Origin of the sequence: Paenibacillus sp. CFBP13512, assembly GCF_005233705.1 — a bacterium.
Taxonomy (GTDB): Bacteria; Bacillota; Bacilli; order Paenibacillales; family Paenibacillaceae; genus Saccharibacillus; species Saccharibacillus nuruki.
Genome location: NZ_QGAD01000005.1, coordinates 27,921 through 43,138, shown reverse-complemented (window position 1 = coordinate 43,138; position 15,218 = coordinate 27,921). Strand labels below are relative to the sequence as shown.

Sequence of the window (15,218 nt, the reverse complement as noted above, 5' to 3'; positions counted from 1 at the left end):
GGGATACGAACTAAAGCTTACGCATCTATTGCACCCTATCGCTCAACAGAAAAAAGCCTTTTCTTGTAACTCTGAAGATGAATTCAGAAATCACTTGAAAAAGGCTTCGTCGAATCATTTTATTATACAATACTGTAGTTCACGATCTGCTTTCGCTCACTCTAGCAATTACGCTTTGGGATGAATCATTTGAGAAGGATCAACATATTTGTCGAATTCTTCTTCCGTCAACAATCCACTTTGTAATACAGCTTCTTTCAAAGACAGCCCTTCTTGATGTGCATGCTTGGCAATTTTCGCTGCATTTTCATAACCAATATGTGGGTTTAGTGCAGTTACAAGCATTAATGAATTGTCCAAGTTATGTTTAATCTGATCAACATTCGCTTCAATGCCTACAGCACAATGATCATTGAATGAAATCAATGCATCACCAAGTAATTGAACCGATTGGAGGAAATTATAAATAATTACCGGCTTAAATACATTCAATTCAAAGTTCCCTTGACTTGCCGCAAAACCGATCGCTGCATCATTCCCCATCACCTGCGTAACGACCATCGTCATCGCTTCGGATTGAGTAGGATTGACTTTACCCGGCATAATTGAACTACCCGGTTCATTAGCAGGGATTGTAAGCTCGCCTAGACCGCTACGAGGTCCGCTTGCTAACCAGCGCACATCATTAGCAATCTTCATCAGATCAGCCGCTAGTGCTTTGACAGCGCCGTGTACATAGACCACTTCATCATGGCTTGTTAACGCATGGAATTTATTTGGAGCCGTCACAAATGATTTGCCTGTTAATTCTGAAATTTTCTCAGAAGTTAGTCGTCCAAAATCAGGATGTGCATTAATTCCTGTTCCGACAGCTGTGCCTCCGATAGCAAGTTCTTTCATTTCTTCTACACTATGTGTAATCATGCGTGTACTTTTCGCCAGCATCGCTTCCCATCCACTGATCTCTTGTCCCAGTGTAAGTGGCGTTGCATCTTGCAAATGAGTACGTCCAATTTTGATCAAATCTTTGAACTCTTCTGATTTCTGTGTAAACGTCTGTTGAAGCTTAGCAATCGCAGGAATCAAATGATCTTCTACAGCCAATACACCAGCTACATGTAATGCTGTTGGAAAAGTATCATTCGAACTTTGCGACATATTCACATCATCATTCGGATGTAGACGATCTGTTTTGCCTTGTTCTTCAAGCCACTGATTACCACGATGTGCAATCACTTCATTGACGTTCATATTGGATTGTGTACCGCTTCCTGTCTGCCAGACAACTAACGGGAAGTGTTCATCCCATTGACCTGTTAGAATCTCATCTGCGGCTTGAGCGATAGCTTGTGCTTTATCAGCGGATAATTTACCTAATTGTTGATTGACCAGTGCTGCGCTTTTTTTGAGCAAAGCAAATGCATAGACCACTTGCTTCGGCATTTTTTCTTGACCAATTTTGAAGTTTTCTTTACTGCGCTGTGTTTGTGCACCCCATAATTTATCAGCAGGTACATTAATTTCGCCTATTGTATCTTTCTCTACACGGTATTCCACTCGACAAAATCCTCCTTTGGATCAAATCATCTGTAAAATAGTAGGACAGATTAGCATCATTCTGCTAAAGATCAACCTCTATGATTGTAACGCTTACATGCTCTGCAAATCAATCCTTTATACACCAATCGATTGGTTCCATCCCTTGTGATTCCAAAAATTGATTCGTATGGCTAAATGGCTTACTCCCCATAAATCCTTTGTGTGCTGAAAAAGGACTGGGATGCGTAGAGGTAATCACATGGTGCTTACTGCGGTCGATGGCTGCTCCTTTACGCTGTGCATGGCTTCCCCACAGAATAAACACAGCAGGTGTCTCACGTTCATTTACAGCTTCTATCACACGATCTGTAAATGTCTCCCATCCTTGATTCTGATGCGAAGCCGCTTGTCCACGTCTGACTGTCAGTACAGCATTCAATAATAAAACTCCTTGTTCTGCCCAATGGATCAATGAACCATGCTTAGGGATAGCACACCCTAGATCATCATGTAACTCTTGATAAATATTATGTAACGAAGGTGGAATCGATACGCCTGGCTTGACTGAAAAGCTTAACCCGTGTGCTTGCCCTGGACCATGATAAGGATCTTGACCCAAAATAACGACCCGAGTTGATTCTAATGAAGTGTAATGCAGTGCGTTAAAAATATCATACATATCTGGATAGATCGTTGCTGTCCGATATTCTTGCGCTAGAAATTGACGAAGTTCCAAATAATAAGGCTTTTGCAGTTCATCTTCTAGTACATCTGCCCAATCGTTGCGAAATATAGCACTCATAAATTAGCTTCTTCCTTTCATTGACTAGATTCTTTTATCATTACCCATATTTAAGAATAACCAAAAAAATAGCAGTCTCTTGATGATACTCAAGAAACTGCTATGTGAACATATCTATATTTTACAGACGGGATTGCAAAAATTCATCAGTAAACTTTTTAAATTTATGACTCATTTGAGTTAAACTATCTACCACTTCACTAAATTCATTCACTAAGTGTGCTTGTTCATGAGAAGACGTAGCAATTGCTGAAATTTCTTGTTCCATATATTGAATCGATTGTTGCACACTGGATAATGATTTCTCGATATTTTGTGTCGCTTGCTTCGTATCGACAGACAATTTGCGTACTTCAGACGCTACGACACCAAACCCTGCTCCTGCTTCTCCTACACGGGCTGCTTCAATCGCTGCATTCAGACCTAACAAGTTGGTCTGCTCTGAAATTTCACGGATAAAGCCAGCGACTTTATTCACATCTTTAGAATTTTCAACTGCTTGACGGGTGTTGGACTGAATATCTGTTGTGGTTGCCGATAATTGCTGTGATTGAGCAGCGATTGTCTGAACCATATCACTTAACTGTGCACTGATCGTTTCCAGATCAACTGTGAAATTACCTAACAGCTCATTATGCTGCAATGTATACGCTGTTGCCAAAGCACCGATCACTTTACCATTTGCGTCTTTAATTGGAACCGAAGCCGCATCCAATTCAAATCCATACGCAGAAGCAGGTACACGACTCACAGAAGATATTCCATCTACCAATGCTGCACGTAAATTATTATCGTCTGGCGAGATCGGTGTACCTGGACGCAAACCAAGATCCAATTCTTTAGCAGGACGATAATATTTAAACTCTTTCAAGTCACATACACCTAACATAATATCGTTACCTACAATTTTTTCGAAATATTGCATACAGATAACCATCATATCTACAATGCTGATTGATCCATGACCTGAAATTTCATAATTGCCATTATTATTTATTTGATTTGAAGACTCATTAGACAAGTGATTCACTCCTCATACTATAAATTGTTCATAATTTAATTTCGTCATTTTGAAGTTGTTTGTGAATAGCATTATTGATAATCATTGTATATTTAAGAATGAATCTATCATTTTAAAAAATATTTTTTATTCTTTTGAAAGTCTCATTTTGACAATAATAAGGTCATTTTTATACTATATATGGTCTATTCATATTTTTTAAATCAACATATCGATTTGGGTTTGTCTTTGGTTCACCTCTAATTCCCTCCAAAACCAAAACGTAGAGTTGTGTGAATCCTTTAAATATGGTAAAAATGATACATAGACATTGTTTTTCAGCAATTTGTCTTGGATAATAAACAATCGCTTAAAAGTGTACATATCGATCATTTTGGTTAATAGAATGATAGGTGTTTATTTCTAGGCGTGTTGTAGATACATGTTACAAATTGCAGCTGGATGCCTAACGTTTTACAAATTATAGAATTTTACGAGGAGGAAAAGAGAAATGAAATTTTTCTTAGACACAGGTAACCTTGAAGAAATCAAACGTATTTCACGTTTGGGAATCGTAGATGGTGTAACAACTAACCCTTCATTGATCGCTAAAGAAGGTCGTGTATTTAAAGATGTAATCGACGAAATTTGTGCGATTATCGACGGACCAGTAAGCGCAGAGGTTGTAAGCCTTGATGCTGAAGGTATGTTAAAAGAAGCTCACGAAATCGCAAAATGGGCACCAAACGTTGTTATCAAATTGCCTATGACTGAAGAAGGATTGTACGCTTGTAACCAACTTTCTAAAGAAGGTATCAAAACAAACGTAACTTTGATCTTCTCCGCAGCACAAGGTTTGATGGCAGCTAAAGCTGGCGCTACATTCATCAGCCCATTCGTAGGTCGTCTAGATGATATCGCTGTTGATGGTATGAAATTGATTCGCGATCTTCGTTCAATCTTAGACACTTATGGTTTGAAATCAGAAATTATCGCTGCAAGTATCCGTAATGTAGGTCATGTAGAAGCAGCTGCTCTTGCTGGTGCTCACATCGCTACTATTCCAGGTACTTTGGTTCCAGTTCTATGGAAACACCCATTGACTGACAGTGGTATCGAACGTTTCTTGAAAGACTGGGAATCTGTTCCTCAAGCTAAAGAAGAAGTTAAAGAAGAAGCTGGAACTAAATAAGTCATCCAAGTATAAGTGATTATACTTTATAAGCAGGGATCTTCGGATTCCTGCTTTTTTATTGCAAATTTTAATTGTCTTAGATATAATTGTTATAACATCTATATTGAATGATGCCTTTACCCAATGAAAAGTAAGATATTTAACTTCGTACAAATCACTTTCTTATTCAGCCAGAAAAAATTGCGCTTTTAGTTCCAAGCGCTAAGGAGTGGGTATATCGTGCAAGAATTAGAATCGATCGGGTTTGTGTTAGGAACCACTTATCGTAAAGTCAGTCAGTCTTTGGCTTATCATTTGAAAGAACATGATATTACACCTGAACAATGGAGTGTATTGTATTATGTCTGTGCGCAAGAAGGTATGAATCAGAAAGAACTAGCTTCGCATGTGTTCAAAGATCAACCGACTACAGCTCGTATATTGGATGTATTGCACCGCAAAAATCTAATTCGTAAAGAAATGGACCCTCAAGATCGTAGAGCTTTTCTTGTCTATCCTCTGCCTGCCGGGCGTGAATTAATGGAAAAAATCTATGCGATTGAACAAAAACATAATCAAGACTTAACGAATTTACTTACACCTGAGCAATTCAAAGAACTTCATCATTTACTGCATTTATTACGCAATAAGCTAGAACCTCATGCCGAAGATACACCTGAAGTACCACGTCACAAGAATTAGGATTGGCAAAAGAAATGGAGAGAAATATAGACTATGGAGCATACTAACAAAGAGAACCTTTTATCAAAAGACAGCCTTCCATCCCAACAGGATCAACCGTTAACAGAGATAGCAGATATAGATGCAGACGCCCCTTCTCGTCTTTGGACGAAAGAATTTTTAATTTTAACTGCATGTAACTTACTTGTTTTTCTTAATCTGCATATGATCTTATCTTCTTTACCTTTATACATGCGTGAACATTATAATGCAGGCGACTTCTATGTCAGTCTATGTACAAGTCTGATGGCATTAGCAGCGATCGTTTCCCGTTTATTTTCAGCAAGAGCCTTAGAACTGGGTAAACGGAATGTGATTTTGTTTGGTGGATTGTTGATCGCACTGCTAGGTACGATTGGATACTATTTTAGTGCTACTATTATTTTATTATTGGTGATGCGTGTTATTTTTGGATTTGGATTTGGGATGTACAGTACTACTTTTCCAACGATGGTATCCGATATTATCCCACGCAAGCGTATGGGTGAAGGTATGGGATACTTTGGTCTGTCGACTACCATTTCTATGTCGATGGGTCCACTGATCGGGATGAGTATTGAAAAGCAATATGGATTTACACCGTTGATTATTATTGGTTCAATATTTATTCTTATTTTGTTCCCACTTGCTTATAGCCTTGTCAAAGGGCAAGATAAAAAGATTGCTGAGCAAAAAATCGCAGCAGATCAGCACAAATTAGCTGCCCAAGCCAAAGCAGCTTCAGAAGGAATAGTTGTTGAAACAATCGATACTCCATCGCTTCCTGCTAAAGCTTCTAAATTCGAGAAAAAATTATTATTACCCAGTCTTTTGAATTTCTTAATGTCATTAACATATGGTGGATTGGTAAGCTTTATCGCTTTATTCGGTAAAGAAGCTCATCTTGCTAATCCAGGTTACTTTTTCTTATTTAATGCTTTGGCTGTGATTGCAGTTCGTCCGTTTTCAGGCAAAATCTATGATAGCAAAGGCCCTAAAGCGCTGATCATACCCGGTGCTGTCTTATTAATCGCCGGTTTATTATTGTTATCTTTTGCACACTCTACGCTTGGCTTATTCGGTTCAGCGATATGTTATGGACTAGGATGGGGAGCATTACAACCAACCATGCAGACATGGATGATTCAAGTGGTCAATCCACATCAACGTGGTATGGCGAACGGGATGTTCCTCAACTCACTGGATATGGGCGTAGCGCTCGGTGCGATGATCTTAGGAGCTATTGTAGGGATTACCAGTTATACTTCTATGTACCGCTTCTCCGCTCTATTTATCGTGTTATATATCCTTGTAGGTATTGTCTATATGATCAAAGCCACAGGAACACCTGCTCAGACGCAGCATAGTATTCATATCAAAATTAAATAATATCGATTTTAGATTCAAATGAAATATTTCCCTTTGCACATATTAAAAAGACTGCCTCTACGTCATGTAGAAGCAGTCTTTTTTGATTATTTTCACAAGCCTCATATGATATCAACGTATTTATTGAATGATCTCAAATGTACAAGCTTGTTTGTGGATACTGAAACAGACTCTATGAAGAGTACCATTTATTGTTTATAGCTTACAGCGTTACCGTTACTTTCTGGTCTTGTGCTTGTAATCGGATACCGTGTTCAACAGTAGATTGCTCTGCACCTACGATTCCGCCAACACTTGTAATACCACGTAATACAACAGACCACGATTTGAGTGTACCTTCTGTAGCGATATCAATCGTATTATTTTGACGAGAAGCTTTTACGATCGCTTCTTGTGCACCTTGCATATTCACTAAACGGATTGAAGTAGATTGACCTTCTTCCAGTTCGAAAATATGAAGTTCTACACCATCCGTATAATCATAATCTGGTTTGTTTTCTTCTGCACCTAGAGCAATAATGCTATTTGGCTTAACCAGTAAAGGCAAGTTCATAAAGTCGAATGTCTCGTTATACCAACGTCCACCTTGTACAGAAGCACCTGTTAAGAAGTTCGTCCATTTGCCTTCAGGTACATAGTAAGTCGCTAATCCTTCGGTATTAAAAATCGGAGCTACCAATAGAGAATCACCGAACATGTACTGACGATCTAATGTATGAGTCGTTGGATCTTCATGGAAATCCAGTACCATTGGACGCATCATCGGTACACCCTGCTCAGACGCGTTTACAGCCGCATCGAATAGGTAAGGCATCAGGCGACATTTGAGCTTCGTAAATGCACGTAGCACATCGACAGACTCTTCATCGAACAACCAAGGGACACGATACGATTCATTACCATGTAGACGACTATGCGAAGATAACATACCGAATTGAACCCAGCGTTTGTAAACCTCTGGTGCAGCTGTCATTTCAAAGCCTGAAATATCATGACTCCAGAATCCAAAACCAGATACTCCTAGAGATAATCCGCCACGTAGCGATTCTGCCATCGATTCGAATGTAGAAGAACAATCGCCGCCCCAGTGTACAGGGAATTGTTGTCCACCAACTGTAGCCGAACGCGCGAACAATGCTGCTTCATTTTTGCCTAAGCTTTCTTCCAACAATTCAAATACCACTTTATTATATAAGAAAGTGTAATAGTTGTGCATTTTCACAGGATCAGAACCATCGTAATAAACGACATCGGTTGGAATACGCTCACCAAAGTCTGTTTTGAACGAGTCTACGCCTTGGTCAATTAGCACTTTCAACTTGCTCTTATACCATTTCACTGCATCTGGATTGGTAAAGTCGACCAGACCCATCCCTGCTTGCCATAGATCCCATTGCCATACACTACCATCTGCACGTTTAACGAGATAACCATGCTCCATACCTTCATCAAATAAATATGACTTCTCAGCGATGTACGGATTGATCCATGCACAGATTTTGAGACCTTTTTCTTTCAAGCGTGTCAGCATCGCTTCCGGTTCAGGGAACATGCGCTCATCCCAGACAAAATCACACCACTGGTATTCACGCATCCAGAAACAGTCAAAATGGAACACCGATAATGGAAGATCGCGTTCTTTCATCCCATCGACAAAATGATTTACTGTTGCTTCATCGTAATCAGTTGTAAATGAAGTCGTTAACCATAGTCCAAATGTCCAGGCTGGTGGCAATGCAGGCTTGCCTGTTAATGTTGTGTAATTATCTAATACTTCTTTCGGATTACGACCACCGATGATGTAATATTCTAAGCTTTCGCCTTCAACACTGAATTGTACTTTAGATACATTTTCAGAAGCCACTTCATACGATACTTTCTCTGGATGGTTAACGAATACGCCATATCCTTTGCTTGAAAGGTAAAATGGAATATTTTTGTATGCTTGCTCACTGCTTGTACCGCCATCTTCATTCCAGATATCGACAACCTGTCCGTTTTTGACAAATGGTGTAAAGCGCTCGCCTAAGCCATAAATATATTCGCCAATTCCTAATTCCAATTGCTCACGGAAAAAGACCGTATCTTCAGGACCGTTAATATAACCTGGACCCCGGTGTACACTACCTGTTAAATGACGACCTGCGAAATCAAAGCTGATTCCCCAATTGCTATTTTTACGAATCGTTGCTGTCAGATCTCCTGTTTGAAATACAGTACGATCGTCATCTTCGACGATTTGAATATCGGTCTCCAATTGAGCCAATTCAAATTCAGGTAATTTTTTTAATCCACCTTTGTGATGGTTAAATTGCACTTTGATCACGTTCGGGATAGGAGAACTCAAAGATGCTTTGAGCAATGTCCCATTTAACGTATCGCCTTTATGTACAATTTTCTTAGTTGCTGCATATAACGTTAATTCATCATTTTTGGTTACGATATCGCGAATATCCACTGGATGTTGCATACTGTACCCTTTGCGTGTCATCCAATAGCCATCTGTAAATTTCATGTCATTTCCCCCAATAATATTGATTTGGTTATAAAAATGTATTTGTGCAAATCGTTTTGCTATAGTTATAATAATATTGATAAAGAAAGCGCTTTTCTTCTTTTATTTTGATCATATGTGTAAGGATATTGATATTGGGCTGATTTGGTGAGGGTGGGGGATCTTTGATGGGAGGTGCTGCGTGAAGGAGGCAGTGCTTGTCGTCGCTGGTGAAGAAAAATGCTTTGAATGACTGCTAAAGCAGTCGCATTTTTCTTCAAAGGCGATCGCTTCGCTCTTTCAGCACCGCCTCCTTCCCTCCGCTCGTGGTAGGAGATCATCCACTCTCATAAGAATGCAGGAAATTTCAATAAGGTGGTGGGTAGTGGGAATGGATAAGAACCAAAAAATGAAATCAGTAAAAGAGATGTTGACCTTTAGAGATATTCCTTTATCTGATTAACACTTTACACAGCAGAGCAAATGGAATTGTTCTGTGGGATTAGCTGACAACAGTGATCGTAAGAATAATCTATTTGTGGAGCGTCCAATACCTATATTGTGCAACCAAAATATCTGAAGTACTTTGAATTAAAGGCGGTGAAGTCAGTGATTCAGGAGCAATTGCGGGAAGAGTTAAAAGAAAATCGGATTCATGGGAGTCTGATGTATCCGGTGAGTGTGTATCCGATGGATGATATTGAAGAAGAGACTGTTTTGGAGTGTCACTGGCATGAAGAACCAGAGTTAATTTTGGTGACGAAAGGTCGTGCTTTGTTTCAAATTGGAACGATTCCTTATGAAGTAGATGCGGGTGAAGCGGTGTTTGTGAATAGTGGTGAGATTCATACTGCATATCAGATGGAACATGAATCTTGTAGCTTTGTAGCGACTGTATTTAGTATGTCTTTGTTAAATAGTGCAGGCTATGACATGATACAAGCGCGATTTATAGATCCATTGTTACGTAAGCAAATGGTGTTGCCTGTTCATATTCGCGGACAAGAAGTCTGGGAACAGGAGGTGTTGACATTGCTAAATCAGATTGTGGATATCAATAAACAGCAGACTGTAACATGCGAACTGACTACCAAAGCCTATCTTTATCTGATTTTCGCCCAAATGATTGAGCATATGGATACTCAAGTGGCTCTTATTCCTGCACCGAGCGATAAAGTACAACGACTCAAAACAGTACTCGGTCATATCCATGATAACTACCAACAACCATTACGCTTACGTGAATTAGCAGAACAGATCAATATGAGCGAAGGACATTTTTGTCGCTTTTTCAAAAGTTTAACTCAAAAAAGCCCTATCGATTATATTAATCGCTATCGGACTCAGCAAGCTTGTCGACTGTTAGAAAGCAGTGATCGCAAAATCGTTGATATTTCGCTTGAAGTTGGATTTGATAGTTTGAGTTATTTTATCTCTGTATTCAAGCAACATCGAGGATCAACTCCTTCACAATATCGCAAACAGACCAATGGTGTCTCCAATTCGTTCATTACTGAGTTGCAAAAGAATTCTATTGAGTGACAATGCTAATGACATAAGTAGATGCAAAAAAGGAGAACCTCTGCGAAATGACACAAAAGTTCTCCTTTTTCACTTACTATCTATTAACCACGATGATCATTAAGCACATAGCGATCTGCATCCATACCGGTAATAAATGGAGTCACTTCATCAATCGCATATAAATGTAATACGTGCATCGCCCGTGTACAAGCCGTGTAAAATAATTTGCGTTCGGCTTCACGATGATACTGTTGACTGGAAGCATCATATAATACAACTGCATCAAATTCTACACCTTTAGCTAAATAAGCAGGAATAATAACGGTTCCTTTTTCAAAAGCAGGTGTGTTTTTAGTAATCTTACGCAGTGTGATCTGTTCTTTAAGCATATGATAGGCTTCTTCGCATTCACTCTCCGTTTTGCAAATAATCGCTGTATACTGATAACCTTGCTGTTGTAACCCGTGAATATCTCGAATAATATCGGTATGCATCGATTCACGATCATCATAGAGAGATACTTGTGGCTTATCTCCACGACGATTAAATGGAATAATATGCTCTCCACCTTTAATCATGCCACGTGTAAAGTCTACAATTTCATACGTAGAACGATAACTACGGGTCAAACGAATAATCTCGCTATTTTCTTTACCATACAATTCTAACAAAGGATCTTCTTCATCAAAAACAGAATTATGGCTATAAATCGCTTGATTAAGATCGCCTAAAGCTGTCATGCGAGCACGTGGAAACAATCGCTTCATAAATTCCAACTGGAACGGTGAATAATCCTGTACTTCATCAACAATTACATGCTTAATCGCATGGTTAGAACGGAATCCTTGTAGTTGCTCTTTCAGATACAGATACGGTGTAGCATCTTCGTATCCCAATTCACCTTGATCCAGACGACTAACGGTTTGTTTGGCAAAGTCTTCCCAACCTTCAGGCAATTGACCGTTTTTGATTTTGGCAAATAATACTTCGTCTGTGAACATCTTACGATAGACTGCTTTGATATCTGCAAAGCGAAGCCTTTTCACCCATTTACGTAGTGGTTTGAGCCAATCATTAACGACCATTCGAGCAGCCAATTCGGCTTCTAATTGGAAATCATCAAAAGAAGGCATTTTCCCTTTTTGCTTCCGACGCATCATGGTATAGGCACGATGATAATCATCGGTACTCATCAATTGCACTTGTTCTTCTACCCAAGCTTCTTTACGTTCTTTGCGTCCAAATAAACTTACTTCTTTAAGTAGCCAATCCCGCATTAATTCGATACGATTACCTAATTTGACAGCAGAATCGAATCCATAAAATTTATCTAACATCTGTTCACGGGTCACGATATCTTTACCTTGAAAACGAATCGGACGGAATGCCATTCCTTCGGTTAACAATAGCTCTGTATATCGCCGAATCGCTTTGAGATAAGTTGCTGATGATTTATAGCGAATCCCTTGTACACGTGCATCGTGTTCGAGATCGTCTTTCCATGCTAAAAGATATTCCATTTGCGAAAAAACATCTTCCAGATCAAATTCTCTTCCGATCCGACGTTCTAGATACGCTTGAAATGTTGTTTGTAACATATTCTCTTCGCCAAGCTCAGGTAATACAGTAGATACATAACTGTTAAACATAGAGTTCGGGGAAAAGAGTACCATCTGATCCGCGCGCAAGCTATCACGGTAACGATACAGCAGATACGCTACACGTTGTAACGCTGCTGACGTTTTACCACTGCCTGCGGCTCCTTGTACAACCAGTAAACGACTACGATCGTTACGAATCACGCTATTTTGTTCTTTTTGAATGGTAGCTACAATATTTTTCATCTGATTATCTGCGGTATGACTGAGTACTTGCTGTAACAATTCATCACCGATCGTAACCCCTGTATCAAATAAAACATCAATCTTGGCATCACGAATAACAAATTGACGTTTTAATTCCATATTCCCTTCAATATTCCCTACAGGTGTACGGTATGAAGCTGGCCCGGGAGCACCATCATAATAAAGACTCGATACTGGAGCACGCCAGTCATAGATCAGAAACGTTTCTTCATCATCATCGAGAAAAGAACCAATACCTAGATAAATATGGTCGGTTGCAGGCTCACCCACTTCTTTGAAGTCGATCCGTCCAAAATACGGTGATCCTGATAAACGACGTAATTTGTCTAAGGTTACACTGGAGCGCTTGTGAGCTAATTCAATCTCGGTTAATACCTGTGATTGCTGACGTAAACTGGTTGAAGTCTCACCTACATCATCCGGTTCACTAAAGTTAACAGTTACTTCATCCCAGAAGTCTTTACGCATACCGACAACATCGCCACGTGCTGCTCCTACTTCTTGTTCAAGCACTGCCATTTTGCGATTAATCTGACGGGTTACGTCATCTACCCGTGCTTGTTCGTCTTTCCAATCTTGATCATCTATCGCCATATTGGATCATCTCCTTTATCTATCTCTGAATGTTCTATGCAAATATACATTTGACAATATATATTAATTATGTTATGTTAATTCTATATTGATAATTTTGGTATATTTATGTTCTTTTGCAGACCAATTTTTATTGTACGCTCATCTATTACAAATTGCAAATACCAAAGCCGCATGTCTGGAGTTGTCCAGCAATGCGGCTTTTTTTGATGGTTCTATTTGATTTAAAATGATTTATTTGGTTAAGATAATAGGTTCGCCTTTAGTGATAATCATCGTGTGCTCATATTGAGCTACAAAGCTACCATCATCTGTTTTGAGTGTCCAACCATCGCTACCTTCTGCTACTTCTTCTGCTTTGGTCGATACGAATGGTTCGTAAGCGATCACAGAACCTTCTTTCCATAATCCATTATCTGTTGGATCATAATAACTCAAAATATATTCAGGATCATCATGTAACGATAGACCAATCCCGTGTCCCGTTAAGTTGGTAATAATTTTAAATCCTAATTTTTTGGCGGTATTATATGTTGCTTTACCTGCATTACTTCGCTTAGAACCTGCACGAATTTTTTGAGCCCCTGCTTCAAATGCCAAAATCGAAGCTTCACACAATTGAGTCAGAAGCGGATCGCCTTTACCCACAACGAAAGATACGCCTGTATCTGCAAAATAACCATCTAATGAAGCAGACACATCGACATTCACCAGATCCCCTTCCTGAATCACACGATCCCCTGGAATACCGTGAGCCACTTCTTCATTGACACTAATACAAGTAAAGCCCGGGAAATCATATGTCACTTTAGGGCCAGATAGTGCGCCATGCTGTTCTAACAACTTAGCTGCATGCAAATCAAGGTCTATCGTACGCATTCCTGGCTTTGTCATGTCTTTCAGTTCATCACGGATAATAGCGACCACTCTACCTATTTTTTTTAATCCTTCGATATCTTTTTCTGTTTTGGCAATCATATCTTTTTCTCCTTTGTCGTAAACGTCAGGAAACGCCGACAAATAAGCAGGTGTGATTGAACCTGTTTTTTGCCGGCGACTTCGTGTCGCACTTCTGTATATTTCCTGATTCATCTTCTAGCTCATATTCTATATTGTATAATTAATCTTCACTCGTTACAAATAAATCTACTACTTTTCATCATTGATCTATTCATTCTTATAATGATTATGAGTAAAAGAGCAACGCAAAAAGGAGAGAATCACTCTCTCCTTCTTGTAGATATTTAGTATGACAATCGTTTGTCATGCAGCCATACTCCGACAAGCTTCAGCGCAATGACGGCAGGCTTCTGCACAACGTTGACAATGGTCATGATCATGTTTGGCACATTCTTGAGCACAATCTTCACAGATTTGCGCGCATAATGCACAAATTTGTTGCATATATGGACTTTGAGAAGTCATAGCTTTGGCAGCATATTCACATATATCTGCACATTCACGATCCAGTCGTAAACAGCCTCTCATCATATCCAAATCTTTTTCTTCCAGACAAGCAGCATAACATTGATTACAAGCTTCCATACATTCCAGACAAGCTTCTAGACATTTTTGTCTTTCTGCTACAGATATCATTGTTAAGTCCTCCTTGGTATTAAGTTTCGCTCTACTATTTATGTAACCTAAATAGAGAAAACTAATACAAAATAAAGGAATTAATCCAAATTATCGATAATACGGTCAAGCATTTTGATGGTGATATTACGTTCTTCGACTGTAAAACCATTAAATACATCTTCAATGGTCTGACTGGCTTTATCACCTAGATCGTCAACAATACTACGGCAGTAGTCTGTCAAATAAATTAGATTGGTACGACGATCGTCAGGATGAGGTACACGTACCACCATCCCGCGTTTGATCATATTATCGATCAATCTCGATACGCTAGGCTGATCTTTACGAGATAGGCGTGCAAGGCGGTTCTGTGTCTGCCCGTCCCGTCTCCATAAAAATGAAATCAAAATCCATTGTTCATGTGTGACCGGATAGCCACCATCACGGAAGTATTGATTTAAACGATTGTGTGCAAGACGTGTAGCAATAGAAAGTTTGTAACCGATTGAGTTCTCTAATGTGTAGGGGATATTCGTCAT

General features: G+C 39.3%; 13 protein-coding genes. 4 read left to right on the top strand and 9 right to left on the bottom strand.

Annotated features, from left to right (window positions below; all coding sequences use genetic code 11):
* Positions 1-168: 168 nt before the first annotated feature.
* The 3 genes from fumC to PaeCFBP13512_RS08900 all read right to left on the bottom strand — a co-directional run bounded on the left by fumC (position 169) and on the right by PaeCFBP13512_RS08900 (position 3,362).
* The gene (gene fumC / locus PaeCFBP13512_RS08910; RefSeq protein WP_069326333.1) at positions 169-1,557 is read right to left on the bottom strand and encodes a class II fumarate hydratase; all 1,389 of its coding nucleotides are present in this window, start codon (positions 1,555-1,557) and stop codon (positions 169-171) included.
* 109 nt (positions 1,558-1,666) lie between these two features.
* On the bottom strand, positions 1,667-2,341 hold the full coding sequence (locus PaeCFBP13512_RS08905; protein ID WP_137222596.1) for a uracil-DNA glycosylase: 675 nt from the start codon (positions 2,339-2,341) through the stop codon (positions 1,667-1,669).
* 121 nt (positions 2,342-2,462) lie between these two features.
* A complete protein-coding gene (locus PaeCFBP13512_RS08900; protein WP_241669332.1) occupies positions 2,463-3,362 on the bottom strand; it encodes a methyl-accepting chemotaxis protein in 900 nt (299 codons plus the stop codon).
* 490 nt (positions 3,363-3,852) lie between these two features.
* On the opposite strand from PaeCFBP13512_RS08900, the gene fsa reads away from it, so the two are divergent.
* From fsa to PaeCFBP13512_RS08885, 3 genes are all read left to right on the top strand, one after another.
* On the top strand, positions 3,853-4,533 hold the full coding sequence (fsa, locus tag PaeCFBP13512_RS08895) for a fructose-6-phosphate aldolase (protein ID WP_069326331.1): 681 nt from the start codon (positions 3,853-3,855) through the stop codon (positions 4,531-4,533).
* A 222-nt stretch (positions 4,534-4,755) separates the two neighbouring features.
* Positions 4,756-5,217, top strand: a complete 462-nt coding sequence (locus tag PaeCFBP13512_RS08890) for a MarR family winged helix-turn-helix transcriptional regulator (RefSeq protein ID WP_083243340.1) — start codon at positions 4,756-4,758, stop codon at positions 5,215-5,217.
* A gap of 33 nt (positions 5,218-5,250) precedes the next feature.
* Entirely contained in the window at positions 5,251-6,624 is a 1,374-nt protein-coding gene (locus PaeCFBP13512_RS08885; RefSeq protein WP_137222594.1) for an MFS transporter, read from the top strand.
* 202 nt (positions 6,625-6,826) lie between these two features.
* Here the strand turns inward: PaeCFBP13512_RS08885 and yicI are convergent, their stop codons facing one another.
* Together yicI and PaeCFBP13512_RS08875 are read right to left on the bottom strand one after the other, a co-directional pair.
* Positions 6,827-9,139, bottom strand: a complete 2,313-nt coding sequence (gene yicI / locus PaeCFBP13512_RS08880; protein ID WP_137222592.1) for an alpha-xylosidase — start codon at positions 9,137-9,139, stop codon at positions 6,827-6,829.
* Between the two features lie 65 nt (positions 9,140-9,204).
* Positions 9,205-9,399 (bottom strand): hypothetical protein, encoded by a 195-nt coding sequence (locus PaeCFBP13512_RS08875; RefSeq protein ID WP_137222590.1) that lies wholly within the window; start codon positions 9,397-9,399, stop codon positions 9,205-9,207.
* Positions 9,400-9,727: 328 nt separating this feature from the next.
* Here PaeCFBP13512_RS08875 and PaeCFBP13512_RS08870 point away from each other — a divergent pair, with 328 nt between their 5' ends.
* Positions 9,728-10,660 (top strand): helix-turn-helix transcriptional regulator, encoded by a 933-nt coding sequence (locus tag PaeCFBP13512_RS08870; protein WP_342671975.1) that lies wholly within the window; start codon positions 9,728-9,730, stop codon positions 10,658-10,660.
* Between the two features lie 83 nt (positions 10,661-10,743).
* Here PaeCFBP13512_RS08870 and helD read toward each other — a convergent pair whose 3' ends face one another.
* The 4 genes from helD to PaeCFBP13512_RS08850 all read right to left on the bottom strand — a co-directional run bounded on the left by helD (position 10,744) and on the right by PaeCFBP13512_RS08850 (position 15,218).
* The gene (gene helD, locus PaeCFBP13512_RS08865) at positions 10,744-13,101 is read right to left on the bottom strand and encodes an RNA polymerase recycling motor HelD (protein ID WP_137222588.1); all 2,358 of its coding nucleotides are present in this window, start codon (positions 13,099-13,101) and stop codon (positions 10,744-10,746) included.
* A gap of 234 nt (positions 13,102-13,335) precedes the next feature.
* Positions 13,336-14,079, bottom strand: a complete 744-nt coding sequence (map, locus tag PaeCFBP13512_RS08860; protein WP_069326327.1) for a type I methionyl aminopeptidase — start codon at positions 14,077-14,079, stop codon at positions 13,336-13,338.
* A 285-nt stretch (positions 14,080-14,364) separates the two neighbouring features.
* The gene (locus PaeCFBP13512_RS08855; protein ID WP_069326326.1) at positions 14,365-14,697 is read right to left on the bottom strand and encodes a four-helix bundle copper-binding protein; all 333 of its coding nucleotides are present in this window, start codon (positions 14,695-14,697) and stop codon (positions 14,365-14,367) included.
* An 80-nt stretch (positions 14,698-14,777) separates the two neighbouring features.
* Complete coding sequence (locus PaeCFBP13512_RS08850; protein ID WP_069326325.1) at positions 14,778-15,218, bottom strand: MarR family winged helix-turn-helix transcriptional regulator; 441 nt, start codon at positions 15,216-15,218, stop codon at positions 14,778-14,780.

Excerpts from the sequence above, each read along its gene's own strand:
- yicI (WP_137222592.1), bottom strand. The coding sequence starts at position 9,139 with ATGAAATTTACAGATGGCTATTGGATGACACGCAAAGGGTACAGTATG.
- PaeCFBP13512_RS08885 (WP_137222594.1), top strand. The coding sequence starts at position 5,251 with ATGGAGCATACTAACAAAGAGAACCTTTTATCAAAAGACAGCCTTCCA.
- map (WP_069326327.1), bottom strand. The coding sequence starts at position 14,079 with ATGATTGCCAAAACAGAAAAAGATATCGAAGGATTAAAAAAAATAGGT.
- helD (WP_137222588.1), bottom strand. The coding sequence starts at position 13,101 with ATGGCGATAGATGATCAAGATTGGAAAGACGAACAAGCACGGGTAGAT.
- PaeCFBP13512_RS08855 (WP_069326326.1), bottom strand. The coding sequence starts at position 14,697 with ATGATATCTGTAGCAGAAAGACAAAAATGTCTAGAAGCTTGTCTGGAA.
- PaeCFBP13512_RS08905 (WP_137222596.1), bottom strand. The coding sequence starts at position 2,341 with ATGAGTGCTATATTTCGCAACGATTGGGCAGATGTACTAGAAGATGAA.
- PaeCFBP13512_RS08850 (WP_069326325.1), bottom strand. The coding sequence starts at position 15,218 with ATGACGAATATCCCCTACACATTAGAGAACTCAATCGGTTACAAACTT.
- fsa (WP_069326331.1), top strand. The coding sequence starts at position 3,853 with ATGAAATTTTTCTTAGACACAGGTAACCTTGAAGAAATCAAACGTATT.